Origin of the sequence: Shewanella sp. SW32, assembly GCF_025653365.1 — a bacterium.
In the GTDB taxonomy this organism is placed as follows: Bacteria; Pseudomonadota; Gammaproteobacteria; order Enterobacterales; family Shewanellaceae; genus Shewanella; species Shewanella oncorhynchi.
Genome location: NZ_JAKKSJ010000002.1, coordinates 1 through 11462, shown reverse-complemented (window position 1 = coordinate 11462; position 11462 = coordinate 1). Strand labels below are relative to the sequence as shown.

General features: G+C 47.1%; 20 protein-coding genes. 2 read left to right on the top strand and 18 right to left on the bottom strand.

Going from position 1 to position 11462, the window contains the following annotated elements; genetic code table 11:
• Nucleotides 1-3: 3 nt before the first annotated feature.
• From L5M28_RS01130 to L5M28_RS01045, 18 genes are all read right to left on the bottom strand, one after another.
• Nucleotides 4-573, bottom strand: coding sequence for a hypothetical protein (locus L5M28_RS01130; protein WP_263202176.1), 570 nt, complete (start codon nucleotides 571-573; stop codon nucleotides 4-6).
• On the bottom strand, nucleotides 570-1031 hold the full coding sequence (locus L5M28_RS01125) for a hypothetical protein (protein ID WP_263202175.1): 462 nt from the start codon (nucleotides 1029-1031) through the stop codon (nucleotides 570-572). Before L5M28_RS01125 ends, L5M28_RS01130 begins: the two co-directional genes overlap by 4 nt.
• Nucleotides 1032-1140: 109 nt before the next feature.
• Complete coding sequence (locus L5M28_RS01120) at nucleotides 1141-1305, bottom strand: hypothetical protein (protein ID WP_263202174.1); 165 nt, start codon at nucleotides 1303-1305, stop codon at nucleotides 1141-1143.
• On the bottom strand, nucleotides 1302-1946 hold the full coding sequence (locus L5M28_RS01115) for a phage N-6-adenine-methyltransferase (protein WP_263202173.1): 645 nt from the start codon (nucleotides 1944-1946) through the stop codon (nucleotides 1302-1304). Before L5M28_RS01115 ends, L5M28_RS01120 begins: the two co-directional genes overlap by 4 nt.
• A 67-nt stretch (nucleotides 1947-2013) precedes the next feature.
• Nucleotides 2014-2331: a hypothetical protein gene (locus tag L5M28_RS01110; protein ID WP_263202172.1), complete on the bottom strand. Its 318-nt coding sequence runs from the start codon at nucleotides 2329-2331 to the stop codon at nucleotides 2014-2016.
• Nucleotides 2328-2807 carry a DUF3268 family zinc-finger domain-containing protein gene (locus L5M28_RS01105; protein ID WP_263202171.1) on the bottom strand — a complete coding sequence of 160 codons (480 nt, stop codon included), beginning with the start codon at nucleotides 2805-2807 and terminating at the stop codon, nucleotides 2328-2330. The genes L5M28_RS01110 and L5M28_RS01105 overlap by 4 nt, the downstream gene beginning before the upstream one ends.
• A gap of 3 nt (nucleotides 2808-2810) precedes the next feature.
• Entirely contained in the window at nucleotides 2811-3026 is a 216-nt protein-coding gene (locus L5M28_RS01100) for a hypothetical protein (protein ID WP_263202170.1), read from the bottom strand.
• 56 nt (nucleotides 3027-3082) lie between these two features.
• On the bottom strand, nucleotides 3083-4195 hold the full coding sequence (locus L5M28_RS01095; RefSeq protein WP_263202169.1) for a hypothetical protein: 1113 nt from the start codon (nucleotides 4193-4195) through the stop codon (nucleotides 3083-3085).
• A gap of 85 nt (nucleotides 4196-4280) precedes the next feature.
• Entirely contained in the window at nucleotides 4281-4871 is a 591-nt protein-coding gene (locus L5M28_RS01090) for a 3'-5' exonuclease (protein ID WP_263198976.1), read from the bottom strand.
• Nucleotides 4872-4934: 63 nt separating this feature from the next.
• The gene (locus L5M28_RS01085; protein ID WP_263202167.1) at nucleotides 4935-5807 is read right to left on the bottom strand and encodes a hypothetical protein; all 873 of its coding nucleotides are present in this window, start codon (nucleotides 5805-5807) and stop codon (nucleotides 4935-4937) included.
• Complete coding sequence (locus L5M28_RS01080; protein ID WP_263202165.1) at nucleotides 5782-6183, bottom strand: hypothetical protein; 402 nt, start codon at nucleotides 6181-6183, stop codon at nucleotides 5782-5784. The genes L5M28_RS01085 and L5M28_RS01080 overlap by 26 nt, the downstream gene beginning before the upstream one ends.
• On the bottom strand, nucleotides 6180-7457 hold the full coding sequence (locus tag L5M28_RS01075) for a PD-(D/E)XK nuclease-like domain-containing protein (protein ID WP_263202163.1): 1278 nt from the start codon (nucleotides 7455-7457) through the stop codon (nucleotides 6180-6182). The genes L5M28_RS01080 and L5M28_RS01075 overlap by 4 nt, the downstream gene beginning before the upstream one ends.
• Nucleotides 7454-7789, bottom strand: coding sequence for a hypothetical protein (locus L5M28_RS01070; RefSeq protein WP_263202162.1), 336 nt, complete (start codon nucleotides 7787-7789; stop codon nucleotides 7454-7456). Before L5M28_RS01070 ends, L5M28_RS01075 begins: the two co-directional genes overlap by 4 nt.
• Entirely contained in the window at nucleotides 7768-8178 is a 411-nt protein-coding gene (locus L5M28_RS01065) for a hypothetical protein (RefSeq protein ID WP_263202160.1), read from the bottom strand. Before L5M28_RS01065 ends, L5M28_RS01070 begins: the two co-directional genes overlap by 22 nt.
• Nucleotides 8179-8245: 67 nt before the next feature.
• Complete coding sequence (locus L5M28_RS01060; protein WP_263202159.1) at nucleotides 8246-8602, bottom strand: hypothetical protein; 357 nt, start codon at nucleotides 8600-8602, stop codon at nucleotides 8246-8248.
• A gap of 150 nt (nucleotides 8603-8752) precedes the next feature.
• Entirely contained in the window at nucleotides 8753-8998 is a 246-nt protein-coding gene (locus tag L5M28_RS01055) for a hypothetical protein (RefSeq protein ID WP_263202157.1), read from the bottom strand.
• A 690-nt stretch (nucleotides 8999-9688) separates the two neighbouring features.
• Nucleotides 9689-10177, bottom strand: a complete 489-nt coding sequence (locus tag L5M28_RS01050) for a hypothetical protein (protein ID WP_263202156.1) — start codon at nucleotides 10175-10177, stop codon at nucleotides 9689-9691.
• Between the two features lie 38 nt (nucleotides 10178-10215).
• Nucleotides 10216-10920, bottom strand: a complete 705-nt coding sequence (locus L5M28_RS01045; RefSeq protein ID WP_263202155.1) for a S24 family peptidase — start codon at nucleotides 10918-10920, stop codon at nucleotides 10216-10218.
• A gap of 108 nt (nucleotides 10921-11028) precedes the next feature.
• Between L5M28_RS01045 and L5M28_RS01040 the strand changes: the two genes are divergently transcribed.
• On the top strand, nucleotides 11029-11217 hold the full coding sequence (locus tag L5M28_RS01040) for a Cro/CI family transcriptional regulator (RefSeq protein WP_263202154.1): 189 nt from the start codon (nucleotides 11029-11031) through the stop codon (nucleotides 11215-11217).
• Nucleotides 11218-11227: 10 nt separating this feature from the next.
• Nucleotides 11228-11462 (top strand): phage regulatory CII family protein (locus tag L5M28_RS01035; RefSeq protein ID WP_263202153.1); only part of this gene is annotated, 235 nt, incomplete at its 3' end.

Below are 11462 nucleotides of genomic sequence, written 5' to 3'. Positions count from 1 at the left end.
CCCCTATTCTTGGACTAATTCAATTACACCATCAGAATCAGAAAGAATGGCGCCAGTAACTTGCCAGTTACCGAACATCACTCTATACCCTTGGTTTTCACACGCTTGTATTGAGTCACGTAAGGCTTCTAGTTTATTGCCTGCTGTAGCGTTTAAATTTCCGATAGCATCAACCAACAGGCTTGGCGACTCTTTGCGTTGGTGCAGCATCATGGCGAAGTTCGCAATGTCCTCGAATGTGCCGGCATTACCTTTGCTTAAATGTTCAACCAATGCCGCGGCTAATTGCTCGCCTGAGCACAGCGCTTGATCATTCCAACCGCTGCGACCTTTTGATCTGGCATAGGCCATTTTTAGGCGCATCGCATTGGTAAATCTGTCGATGCCGATATCATCGATATGCGTTGAACGTTCCAACTGCATCGCGTTTACTTGGTCCTTTAATTGCTGAATCTCGGTACCCAGTTTTTGTTTAACATCGAGCAGGTCGGTGGCAGGAACATAAGCACCAAGACCTTCAACATTGATTTGGCTTGAGCCATTGCCGTCTAAAAACACTCTGCGTTTTGTCATGCTGCACCTCGTAAACCTTGCTTGCTAAAGTGGTGGTTGAGGTACGCTAGGCACTGCTCAACCATGGTGTTGTAGTTTTGAAGCTCGACGCAGCGCATGCAGTTATGCTCACGGTCGTAGCCTGTGGGCACCCCATGATCAAGCCACCATTGGCGCGCGAGCTGGTAGGCTTCGCGCGCTTCGTGTTTGTCAATGCGAAATGCGCCTCTATCTATTTTGATTAGCTTTTGACGGGCCAAATCGCGCAAACGGAATAGCAACTGAGACTTGCAGATCACGCTAGTTAAATGCTCACGGTTAAATAACTTCATTGATGAAGCGTACAAAAATTCACTATCACACTTTGCACCACTAACCGCGTATTCATTCCCTACATAGCAATCGAGTACGCCCGTTGTTACCGTGCGCAACTGCATTTGCCAAATACACTGCATGAGTTCTTCATCGGTGATTTTCATAACAACCCCTTAGCGTCAAGCACTGAGTAAATCATTAATAGAAATAGCGTTATTGCGAGACAAACCATTGCCCACGTTCCGCGAGATTCCTCGCTGTCGTCAGGTTCTTTCATTGCAAGTCCTCAATATCTAAACCCAATGATTTAGCAAGTACAAAATCCTCGATTTTTTGACGAGTTTTGTACTTTTCTTTGTTGGGCTTGTTATCTTCTTTTTGGTAGGTGCTGCGCTGCCAGTCAGTCGCACAGTGCTGATAGTTGTTGTATGGCGTCATGTTGCCTCCCGTTTATTCGCCGCCGCTGCAACCATATCGAGCATCACTTGGCCGTCGCGTAGTAGGTCGTCGCGGTTGATGTAGCTCATGCGCTCACCGCGCCACGTTTTATCAAATATGGCAATTGCACAGGCGAATCCGGCGCTTGAGGCTTCCTGTTTTTTGTCTGCTGGAATAAACCACTCTGGCAGGTCAAAGCTAATGCGCCCACGGATGAAGCAAACATGATCCGCATCTTCCGGCCACCACACCTCTGAGGTCGCAGACTTAATCAAGTAAACAAACTGAGCGCCTTTGTCGCGTTCCTCTATGGATTTAGCGATGATGTTGCGCATGCCTGTAATGGCTTGCTTATCTTCGTAGCTGGCGCGGGAATAAGGCGGATTTGCAAACGCCTTGCCGCCTGCCAAGTCCTTAGTCCAGTCTTGGGTTAGGGCGTTATCTTCAACGGTGTAATAGCGTGGGCATTTGGCGTTATCGCCATCGGTGAACAAGTCCAATACAAACGGGCCAAACTTGGCGAATATGCCCCAGTAAAGTGCTGGTGGCGTTTGCCATTGGTCGCCCACTTCTTTTAAGAGGTGAACAGGTTTAGCTTTTTGCGCGCGCAAAGCGTTAGCGTATGTGCAGTTATTGCTCATAGTGAAGGTTCTCAAAGTTTATATGTGGGCGAAAAGCGAAGGTGAAAGAGTTGCTATTTTTTATCGGTTAACTGAGCTGGGGTGATTGAATAAACGCTTCTAGCTCGGCGATGCGCTCATGGGCTGCTGCAAGTTTGGCAAGATGCTTTTCCCAGTCGATTTCTTTGATTGCTTCGACGATTGCGGCGCGTTCTTCTAGCGATTCCATCGCACGGCTGACGTTGCCTGCTTTGGTGTCGTTAGTGATGGCTGCGGTGCCAGACTTTACGCCCTTAACGTAATAATCAAAGAGCGCGGCGCTGATTTGTTCAGATTCAATCTTGGTCAGTTTTAGCAGTAGATCAAAGCGCTGGGCAGATTCGCCGCCTTGGATAAGATGGTTCATGCTGCCTCCTGACAAATCTGAATAATGCGCTGGCACTGAGCGGTATCTGACCAGCCGATGTGACACTTTGATTTTTCGATACCGAGCTGCTTCGCTAGCCAGATATAGCCTTGGTTGCGCGTCATGCGGTGACTTTCCCAATACTGAGTAAATGCCGCTTTAGCTTTGTTGCGCGCTGCGCGGGTTTCAGCGGTAGCCAGTGTGCCAAGCGGAAGGTTGGTAAATGGGTGCATGCCGACGTATGCGTCGCAGTCATTGCAGGCGTAAACCCACGGCCATTCACCAAACTGACGGCCGTTATAGATTTCTTGATGATGCCTGATTTCAACTAATCCTCTGCAGTAATGGCAGGTACAGGGGATTTCCACTCTGTCTTTCACCAGTTTTAACGCTCTACGGCTTGGGTTCCACGGCGTTTTGCCGTGGGTGTCTGCAGTCGTTAATGGCTCGACGCTGTGCTTAAGGTTACGCCTCATAAATCACCCCCTAACCAACATGCGGTCAATGCGCTTTGCGTGTTCTATTGCGCGTGATTTGTTGCTGGTAAAACGTGAGCCGATGAGTGCCCAGCCGTGCTTAAAGGCTTTTACTGTGGCTTGGCCTACTAAGATATCGCCGCGCTTACAGTTTTCAGATTTCGGCGCTTCGATTGCGTCGCCGCCGATACCGCGATTAATGTTTCTACCTCGTCCCATTTTCTTCTCCTAAAAAGAAGCCTATCGCGGCCTAAGCCGCGCATTGTGTTAGCTGATTAGTAGTTGATAACCATCGCGCCAAGTTCGCCATTTACGGCTGCGGTGATGATGGCTTTGCCGAGTTCTTCGCTTGTGCCAAGGGCCATAAGTTGCTGCATAATGGCTTTATTGATTGCGCGGCGATGTTCGACATTAGCGGCTTTGCGGTCGGCTTCTTCTTTTGCCTGGCGTTCTGCGGCTTCTTTGGCTTCCTGCTCTCGCTGAATGCGAGCACGTTCATTGGCGGCAGCTTGCTCTGCTGCTTGTTGCTCGCGTTGTTTTGCTGCTTCTTGCTCACGGATAGCTGCTTGGCGCTGCTGTTCTTCACGCTGTATCGCGGCTTGTTTATCGCGCTCTGCTTGCTCGATTTGTGCTTGCGCTGCAGCTTCCGCATCCGCTTTGGCTTTCGCCGCTGCGTCATCGGCAATCTGTTTTTCACGGGCCTTTTGCGCTTGTTCTGCCAGCTCGTCAGCTTTGCGCTGATTGTCTGATTCAATCAGCGCGGCTTGATACGCGAGTGTCATCTTGCCGATGATTTCGGCTTTGGCGGCTTCGCCAGCTTCCTTCATTGACTCAAAGTCATCGCCAACGGGCTCGGCTTTAATGTCATCAAGCACGGATTTGATAAAGTCTGCGCGCTCATGCAAGTTGCCTGGCATGTTTTCAAGCATGCTTTGGTATTCTTCACCAAAGTAATCCACCTTGGCTTGCAGACGTTGGCGGGTTGCCTCTTGATCCGCTTCCCACTTGGTTAAAGGTTCGCGGGTTTTATCGCGCAAGGCGTCGCAAGCATCGACAAACGTTTTCAGGTTTTGCTCGATAGGCTTAACCACGGCTTTAACGTGTTTCAAGTAAGCACGCCCGGGCTTTTCTATTGCGGTTTTGCTTCGACTTACACTGGCGGCAAGTGAGGCAATACGGTCGCGGCCTTTGGTGGTGGTGAGGTCTGGCACTTCGTTTACGCTGGCTTTGATATGCTCAAGGTAGGGCGTTAATGAGTTTGCTTCGGTGTAAAGCAAGGGACCAAGTTCGACGGCCTTTGCTTCGGTTATTTCTTCAAACGGGACTGGCAGGGTATTTGTTTGCTCTGGTGCGGCTTCTTCAACTTTTTTAGGGGATTTTGCGGCCATGATGTGGATCCTCAGTATTTTTTAGATAAAGCAAAGTCACAGCGCCAGCATTGTGGCGCCGTGAATAATTGTTTGTGGTGGTTAGTTAGGCGGCTTTATTCGCGCCAAGTACGATGGCTTTGTAAACCTCAAAGCAAGCTTTGGTATCTGCCATTGCGTTGTGAGCGTTTTCCAGCTTTTTACCAGTAAAAAATTCGTAGGCTTCTTCTAATTTCGGCGACTTAAAGCCGAAGCGGGTTTTAGGCAGCATCTTCATGATTGGCTTAGCCATTTGCATGGTGCATTCAAAGTTATCTTTATTATCCCAAGCATCTTGCGTTGCCTCATCGCTATAGCGCTTAGTGGCAATGCGAATAATGCGATGATCAAAATTTTTGTTGTGGGCAACACGCAGCGCACCTTGTGACATTTCGAGCAGCTGCGCTAAGGCTTCTTGCTCTGGAATACCTTCATCCATTGCGCGTTCGGTGGTGATGCCGTGGATAGCTGCAACTTTATCTGGGATGATCCAGCCGTTTGGCTTGATGATTACATCCAACTCTTTGATGATTTCAAATTTGTCGTTAACTAATAGCGCGGCTAACTGCACTAGGTGGGGTTGGTGATCTGCTTCGCTTGGGCTTTTCCAATCTGGCAAATCTGTTGTTTCGGTGTCGAATGGCAGAATTAAAGACATGACGATTCCTTTGGCGGCTATGGCGCCGCCATATTGAGTGTTAACAAAGGGAGTGAAGAGGGGTTAGGCGACTTCGCCTGTTTCTGTATTGACTGCGGTAAAGTCGCGCTGCAGCTTGGAGAACAGCTTGCCAAGGTACTGGCGTTGTCCTGCGTCGATTTGACTTGTTCCCACTGCTTTTTTAATGGCTTCACCAACTTCTAACAGTTCGTCAAGATTGCCGCAGTCACGCAGCGACATTTCCAGCTTTTCGCTTAGATTAGGCAGTGCGGCTTGTGCTGGCTGTTCAATGACCGTTTCTTGTCTGGCTGCATTACCGCTTAACACTTGATTTAGCGTTGAGTCGGCGCGCTTCTCAGGCTGTGGGGTAATGTCGCGCTCTGGCGGCAAGTCTTGCGCTTCAACATCTAGCCAGATACCACGCAAGCGGTCGGCGTAGGCATCGCGGCCAGCAAATCCCAGTGCGCGCCATTGTTGCATGCGCTTGGTGTACTGTGTCCAAGGGCCTTGCTTACCGAACAATCCAGCTTGCTTGGCATCTTCAAGACTAAATGAGCCGTTAAACTCCACAACAGCGCCAGACGCTAACTGGCGTTTAATGTGGCAGTGCGCCGTATCGTTTTCGTACCACTCTTTAAACTCGACTAAATCTCGTGCGCCGATAATTAGCGCGCGGAACGCATCACCCCAAACAGATGGTCGACCGTTGATCACCGCGATATTTTGCAGTGATTGCAGTGGCTGAAAGCCAAGTTCAGCACCCATTGCCATAGCGATAACAATGTCATTAGGCTTGCGCTGGTAGTTTTTAGGCACCATTTCAGATTGCGACAGCATTTCAGCAATTTGAAAGGCTTCTTGAAAGTTTGCCGGAACTAGAAAGCGGTTAGGCTGTTCTTGCTCGACCTTTTTAAGCTGAGTGTTGTTGCTGATCATCTGAAAAATCCTCGATTGTCGAAATAAACTGCACACAATGGACCGCTGCGCTACCCATTTGACCGTCGTCTTTTAGGTAAATAGCAACGCTGAAAGGCACGGCTCCGTTTTCAAATTCCTCGTAGTCAGTACCTAGACCTAAGAAGGTTGCTTCAAAAACGGGGTCTTTGCTGAATCCGCTTACTTTGATGCGGTTAGCAAATGGCAGCACCATGCCGATGACTGTCTCACCATACATACCGTTAAAATACTTAATCTTATCTTTGGCTTGCTCTGCGCTCATTAAATAGGACTCAAAACATATTTGCTGACCATCGTTGCGCCCATCGCGTTCACAAACTGGCGTGAACATGGGGAAAACTAGCTTGCTACTCATGCTGCGTGCTCCATTGAGTCGGTGAGTTCGTTTTCGAGCGCTTCTAAATCTTGTTGCTCGAAATGGTTAAGGCCTACAGTTACCGCTAGGTCGGTATATGCAGGCCATACGTTGTGCGTCATACAGCGTTTAAGTTCGCGCATCGCTTTGCGGTACTTGAGATAACCCAAGCGTTTGACGTTGGCATCTAAAATAACTGGCGCGGTGATAACGAATGGGCGGCATGACTCGACGACTAAAAAGGCAAATTCATCGGCACCGGCTACATCGGTATAAAGCGCATCTTGAATGTGATACCCAAGCTTTTTGGCTTTAGGACCAAAGAAGCGAGGATCGGCGCTGGCATCGCTTTTTAAATCGATTATCAACTTGCCGATCATGTAGTCGGGTCGGCACTTAATAATCAGGCCCGTTTCAACGTCGCGGGTAAAGATGCTGCGTTCTGCTACGCCGCCAGTAGTTAGTGCCTTAGCTTTGGCGTTAGACTCAAGTGATTGGCGCAGTATCGGCATGTCATCCCATTGGGCTTGCGTTAGCACGACTTGCCCTGCGGCATCAGCTTTCTCTTTAAACGCATACCAAACCTTACTACTGCGGATTTTGATTTCTTCTGGCTGGCACACATAGCTTGATTCGAATAGCCAAGGCTGTAAGAAAACCGTGTGAATAGCTTTACCAAAATCAAAGTAGGCTTTTTCCGCGTCAGGGATGATTTTTGCGATGTACTTGGCGTAATACTTTTGCGGACACTCAATAAACAGCTTGAGCTTGCTTGAGCTAACGCCGATTGCGCCGTGGTAAATGTCATCGGGCAAGTCATCGATAATCAGGCGTTCACCTGGCGCCAATTGTTCTAAGCGCACATTAAGCGTTTCAATGGTCCATGCTGGTGGCGCGAACGCGGCAAACGGGTCGTCATCAAATGAATCATCATTGACTGAGCTTGGCTTAATATCGTCATTCCAACACTCTGGATCCGCGCAGCTTGGGCCTGCATGATTTCCATCGCACTTAGCCGCTTTAATTGGTTCACTTTTCGTGATTACTTCGGTTTTAACTGGCTCGCTGACGTCTTGCTGTTCGTTCACTAGCGTGCAATGGCTTTCGATATTGCGACGAAAGTGGCGGCGGTTGTAACCCTCTGCGGCTAGATTAGTCTCAGCTTGGCGTTCTGCGTCCGCTAGGCTATCAACCTCGATGCAGTAAGTAATACTGCAAGTGCCTTTTGGCGCGCTCGCCATGGGATTAAAGGTCATTTTAAAGAGCTTGCTCATGCTGCATCCTCCATGCTATCCAAGTGCGCTTGAACTAAGTCAGGCGCTATCGCATTGGCTAAGCGGGTAATTTCGGCATCGATTAACACATTGATGCCGTGCGGATTGCCGTACAGATAGGCGATTTTTAGCGCCTCGTTAATGCCATCGTTATCGAGTACGGTTTCGATAATGGTGTCTAGGTCGTGTCCTTCCACTGCAATACCTCGCTGTAGTTGGTTTTCAATCCACTCAGCCTTAGCGTCAATCGCTTCGGCTTTGGCGTTATCGAGCGCGATTGAGTTTGAAAGTTTGGCGGTCAGGTGATCGCCTATTGAGTTTGCATCAAGCACGGTATGGCACTCCTTATGTCAATTCGGTGAACACCGCGGCGCCGTTCTTTGCGCTCAATGTATTGCTCAGTGCGGTCGGTGGTTTGGATGATGTGGCAAATCGCTGGGCCTATGCGGTAAGTCCGGGCTCGGCCAAATCGGTCAATGCGCAATGTGGCCACTGCTTGGCGCTTATCACCAACAAGGTGGTAAAGGTATCCAGTAAAGTCGCAGAAACTAACGTCAAACTGAAAGCTAGGCTTACCCGTTAAGTAGTGCTGTTCGATAGCTTCAAGGCAGTTTTTAACTGCTGGGTGTTCCATGGTATTGCTACCAAGTGGGCTAGCAAGAAGCGCCACGGTCAGCGCGTATAGCAGTTGGTTTTCATAAACCGTATAGCGGTCGTCCATATATCCTCCTTGATAGGCTTTAGCAAAGCCTCTCAGTGAAAGTAAAAAACTTTGATAAAGCTAATGTTTAACATTGTAATTTTCGGCCAATCTTTGTTATTGCGGCTCTAACATTCCCAAGACGTCTAGATGCTTGCGCAAGCTGTTTCTTTAGTTCTTTATGCCTAACGCAGTGTTCGCAAGGCTCGATTTCATCAAAACACTCATCAAAAGAATAAGGTTCGTGAAATGATGAAATTTCTTCCCTAAGTTCAAAAGCTCGTTGGTAGCAATTTTTCCCAAAGGAGTGAAAATCACGTCCTTCGCCAGCAGTATCAACACCATCACAAGAGTGAAACTCATGTTTAGTATCTTCTTGAAGTTCGCGTTTTTTATCAGCCCAATAAGCATGATTTGCTAATAGCGTTTTTATGTTTTCTTCCATAAGTCCTCCTGTTGGTTTTATCGATGCCACTCGCTCAATCAATCTCGCAAGTGGCAGCTGTAAAACCTTGTTGACCGCTTCTAACGGCTAGTGATTTACATGGGATTGTCCTCTAGTGAGATTGCCTGCTGGTGCCGCAGGTTGGCGTGATTAGTGTGATTTCAAAACCGCTAATTGTTTTGCAAGCAACAAGCAATTGACGCTTTCAATCTGTTCCTTTGTGCCTTCCCAGACATCTAGCAGCGCTTGGCCTGCTTTACGGTATTCAGTGCCGATTTCGCGGCGCTGAATGCACAGCCTTTGTGCGTCACCACGGCTGATATTGAATACAGGGACAACCAGCTCTAGCAGGTTATCCTCGGCAATTTCTAATGAACTTCTGCCATAAGTTTTCATGGCGTTCTCCTTATAAGTCGCATTGGTGAAGCAGTTTGTGTACGGCCTTCCGAGCTTTCGCTGTACACCAGCGCGTTGTAACGCCGTAACTCAGCACGTTGCTCCCAGTGCTATTTAACCGATTGTGCAAACTGCTTCCCAATGCGACCTCGCTGTAAAAGCAAGGTGCATGGTGTTCTTACCTAACCGCCAGAACGGGGCGGGGTTGTGTGCTTAACGGGTCATGCTCGCAGAACGTGAACAATTCACTTAGCCGCCGCGGGGTATTCCCGCGTTTTATCCCTTATCTGGGGGATCTGCTATCCGGTCGCCGCAAGAGGCGCACAAGTCTGTTTACGCGGATTACTATCCTCCGCCGCGTGATCCTCGGAGTAACCTAGTCCGCTCTAGGCGGGTTTAGTTGTTCATGGGCCAGATTGTTAAAGAGCGTTTAGTTTGCAAAACAAAGTTTAGACAAATAAACAAAAGTGTCAATGAGAAAAGTTTAGTCTTTTAAACAAAATGATTTTATGCAGACGTGTTTAACACTGAGATTTATAGATAAGGATATGATTTTTATTAGGTTATTTTTCGCAGAGATTATTTTTAGACGAGGCAATAAAAAAGCCCACAGCGGGCGCTGTAGGCTTGAAATACAAAATAAGTAACCTATAAAATTTAATTAATATAAGTTTTTGTTATTACTGAATATTAGTAGCCTTTAACCGCTATAATTGACCATGAATAATTAGAGCCAGCATCAGCATCTAGTATTGATAATGAAAAGTCTTTGGTAGATAGGGGTTCAACTGTGACGCTGACAGTATATATTTTCGATTCTTTTATATTGGCTTTACTAGCCGTTATTTCGATAACAACTTCTGACATGGTTACTTTTGGATTGCCGTTATAGAAAGTACCATGAAAGTAATTTGCTAAAGATCCATGCTCGCCTCGACCAGTTATCTTAGCTAGTTCTTCTGCCGAAAGGATTCTAGTTGGATGCAAAAAATTAATAGTTGATGGAAATTGATTGCGGCATGATATTGCTATAAATGCCGCAGCCTTATCACTTGTAACTCCTTTCATTCCGTCGAGTATGCACTCATCGTAATTTTTTGGCCCAAAAATACCAGCATAGCTTGTGGGGATTACTGCCACATATGCGAGTATTGAAAATGTGACTATTTTAGTGTTCAAAAAATCCTCCTTGATGGCTAAGCGGTTAGCAATGCTTTTTAATAAAGTACCGACGACCAGAAAACTCTACCGATAACCCTAATGCTGTCCTTTCCAAAAACTAGCGATTCATCAGGAAATTCATCCTGATTGTAACTTCTCAGTCGTAAACCTTGAGGGGTGCGATATAGCAGTTTTACTCTTAACATACCGTTATGATCAACAGCATACATTTTACCGTCGATAATTTGGGTTTGTGATTTATCAATACCAACGGTTGAACCATTAGGCAAAACTGGTTCCATACTATTACCTGAAACCATTACACAAGCCGCAGACTCTGCAGATACTCCACATTTTTTAAGCGTGGATTTAGCAAATCGCAATTTAGCACCATTATTCTCTTTTACCATGGTGGATCCATCACCAGCTGACAACTCTACTTCTCTAAAAAAAGGTATTGCCACTTCATCATCGTCGAGAGGCGTGTCGTTATCCCATAAATCAAACCCACCAAGTATTTCTGTATAGCCAGAACTATCAGAGTTTAGTTTTGAATATGACTCGTCTTTACCTGTAAGTATCCACTCCGGCGAGCATTGAAGTGCGTTACTCAACGCGATGAGATTTTGTCCGCTTGGGGTAGATACACCATTCACCCACTGGCTAACCGTGCCTTTAGAGACACCAGTTAATTTTACAATGTTTACAGCCTTTAGGCCTAAGGCCTGCATCTGCTGTTTGATGCGTTCTGATATGTCCATAGTTAAGCATTCTAAACCCTGAAAAGTTAAAAGTCCTATACTTAAAAAGTTTTGTGAGCTAAACTTTTGTTTGCTTGTTAAACTTTTTGGCAAAGCCTAAGGCATTAAATGAAGACATCTGACGTAATTGCCCACTTCGGGAGCAAGGCAAAAATCGCTAAAGCCCTGAATTTAACCAAAGGTTCTATTTCTCAATGGGGGGAAACAGTACCTGAGTTACGAGCTTTCCAGATTGAAAAAATCACTAATGGAAAGCTCAAAACCAATCATTCACCAAGCGCTGCAAACGGTCAGTAAGGTGGATTATATGTTTTTCAGCAAAACAAACATGCGAAAACCGTCGGCAGTTTCTACAGATCCACTTGCAGCTGCTGCATCACTGACGGATGACCACAACATTTCAGAGGTGGCTAGGTTATTGGGTAAGAGCCCTAAAACCTTGCTGGCCAAGCTGAACAACGATAGCGACTTTCATCAACTGCATTTAGGCGAAGCGGTGGCAATTACCCACATCACACAGGATGCGCGCATTTTAAGCGCGT

What these genes read in the sequence shown, in the direction of transcription:
- L5M28_RS01130 (WP_263202176.1), bottom strand. Translation starts at nt 573, where the DNA reads ATGACAAAACGCAGAGTGTTTTTAGACGGCAATGGCTCAAGCCAAATC.
- L5M28_RS01125 (WP_263202175.1), bottom strand. Translation starts at nt 1,031, where the DNA reads ATGAAAATCACCGATGAAGAACTCATGCAGTGTATTTGGCAAATGCAG.
- L5M28_RS01120 (WP_263202174.1), bottom strand. Translation starts at nt 1,305, where the DNA reads ATGACGCCATACAACAACTATCAGCACTGTGCGACTGACTGGCAGCGC.
- L5M28_RS01115 (WP_263202173.1), bottom strand. Translation starts at nt 1,946, where the DNA reads ATGAGCAATAACTGCACATACGCTAACGCTTTGCGCGCGCAAAAAGCT.
- L5M28_RS01110 (WP_263202172.1), bottom strand. Translation starts at nt 2,331, where the DNA reads ATGAACCATCTTATCCAAGGCGGCGAATCTGCCCAGCGCTTTGATCTA.
- L5M28_RS01105 (WP_263202171.1), bottom strand. Translation starts at nt 2,807, where the DNA reads ATGAGGCGTAACCTTAAGCACAGCGTCGAGCCATTAACGACTGCAGAC.
- L5M28_RS01100 (WP_263202170.1), bottom strand. Translation starts at nt 3,026, where the DNA reads ATGGGACGAGGTAGAAACATTAATCGCGGTATCGGCGGCGACGCAATC.
- L5M28_RS01095 (WP_263202169.1), bottom strand. Translation starts at nt 4,195, where the DNA reads ATGGCCGCAAAATCCCCTAAAAAAGTTGAAGAAGCCGCACCAGAGCAA.
- L5M28_RS01090 (WP_263198976.1), bottom strand. Translation starts at nt 4,871, where the DNA reads ATGTCTTTAATTCTGCCATTCGACACCGAAACAACAGATTTGCCAGAT.
- L5M28_RS01085 (WP_263202167.1), bottom strand. Translation starts at nt 5,807, where the DNA reads ATGATCAGCAACAACACTCAGCTTAAAAAGGTCGAGCAAGAACAGCCT.
- L5M28_RS01080 (WP_263202165.1), bottom strand. Translation starts at nt 6,183, where the DNA reads ATGAGTAGCAAGCTAGTTTTCCCCATGTTCACGCCAGTTTGTGAACGC.
- L5M28_RS01075 (WP_263202163.1), bottom strand. Translation starts at nt 7,457, where the DNA reads ATGAGCAAGCTCTTTAAAATGACCTTTAATCCCATGGCGAGCGCGCCA.
- L5M28_RS01065 (WP_263202160.1), bottom strand. Translation starts at nt 8,178, where the DNA reads ATGGACGACCGCTATACGGTTTATGAAAACCAACTGCTATACGCGCTG.
- L5M28_RS01060 (WP_263202159.1), bottom strand. Translation starts at nt 8,602, where the DNA reads ATGGAAGAAAACATAAAAACGCTATTAGCAAATCATGCTTATTGGGCT.
- L5M28_RS01055 (WP_263202157.1), bottom strand. Translation starts at nt 8,998, where the DNA reads ATGAAAACTTATGGCAGAAGTTCATTAGAAATTGCCGAGGATAACCTG.
- L5M28_RS01045 (WP_263202155.1), bottom strand. Translation starts at nt 10,920, where the DNA reads ATGGACATATCAGAACGCATCAAACAGCAGATGCAGGCCTTAGGCCTA.
- L5M28_RS01040 (WP_263202154.1), top strand. Translation starts at nt 11,029, where the DNA reads ATGAAGACATCTGACGTAATTGCCCACTTCGGGAGCAAGGCAAAAATC.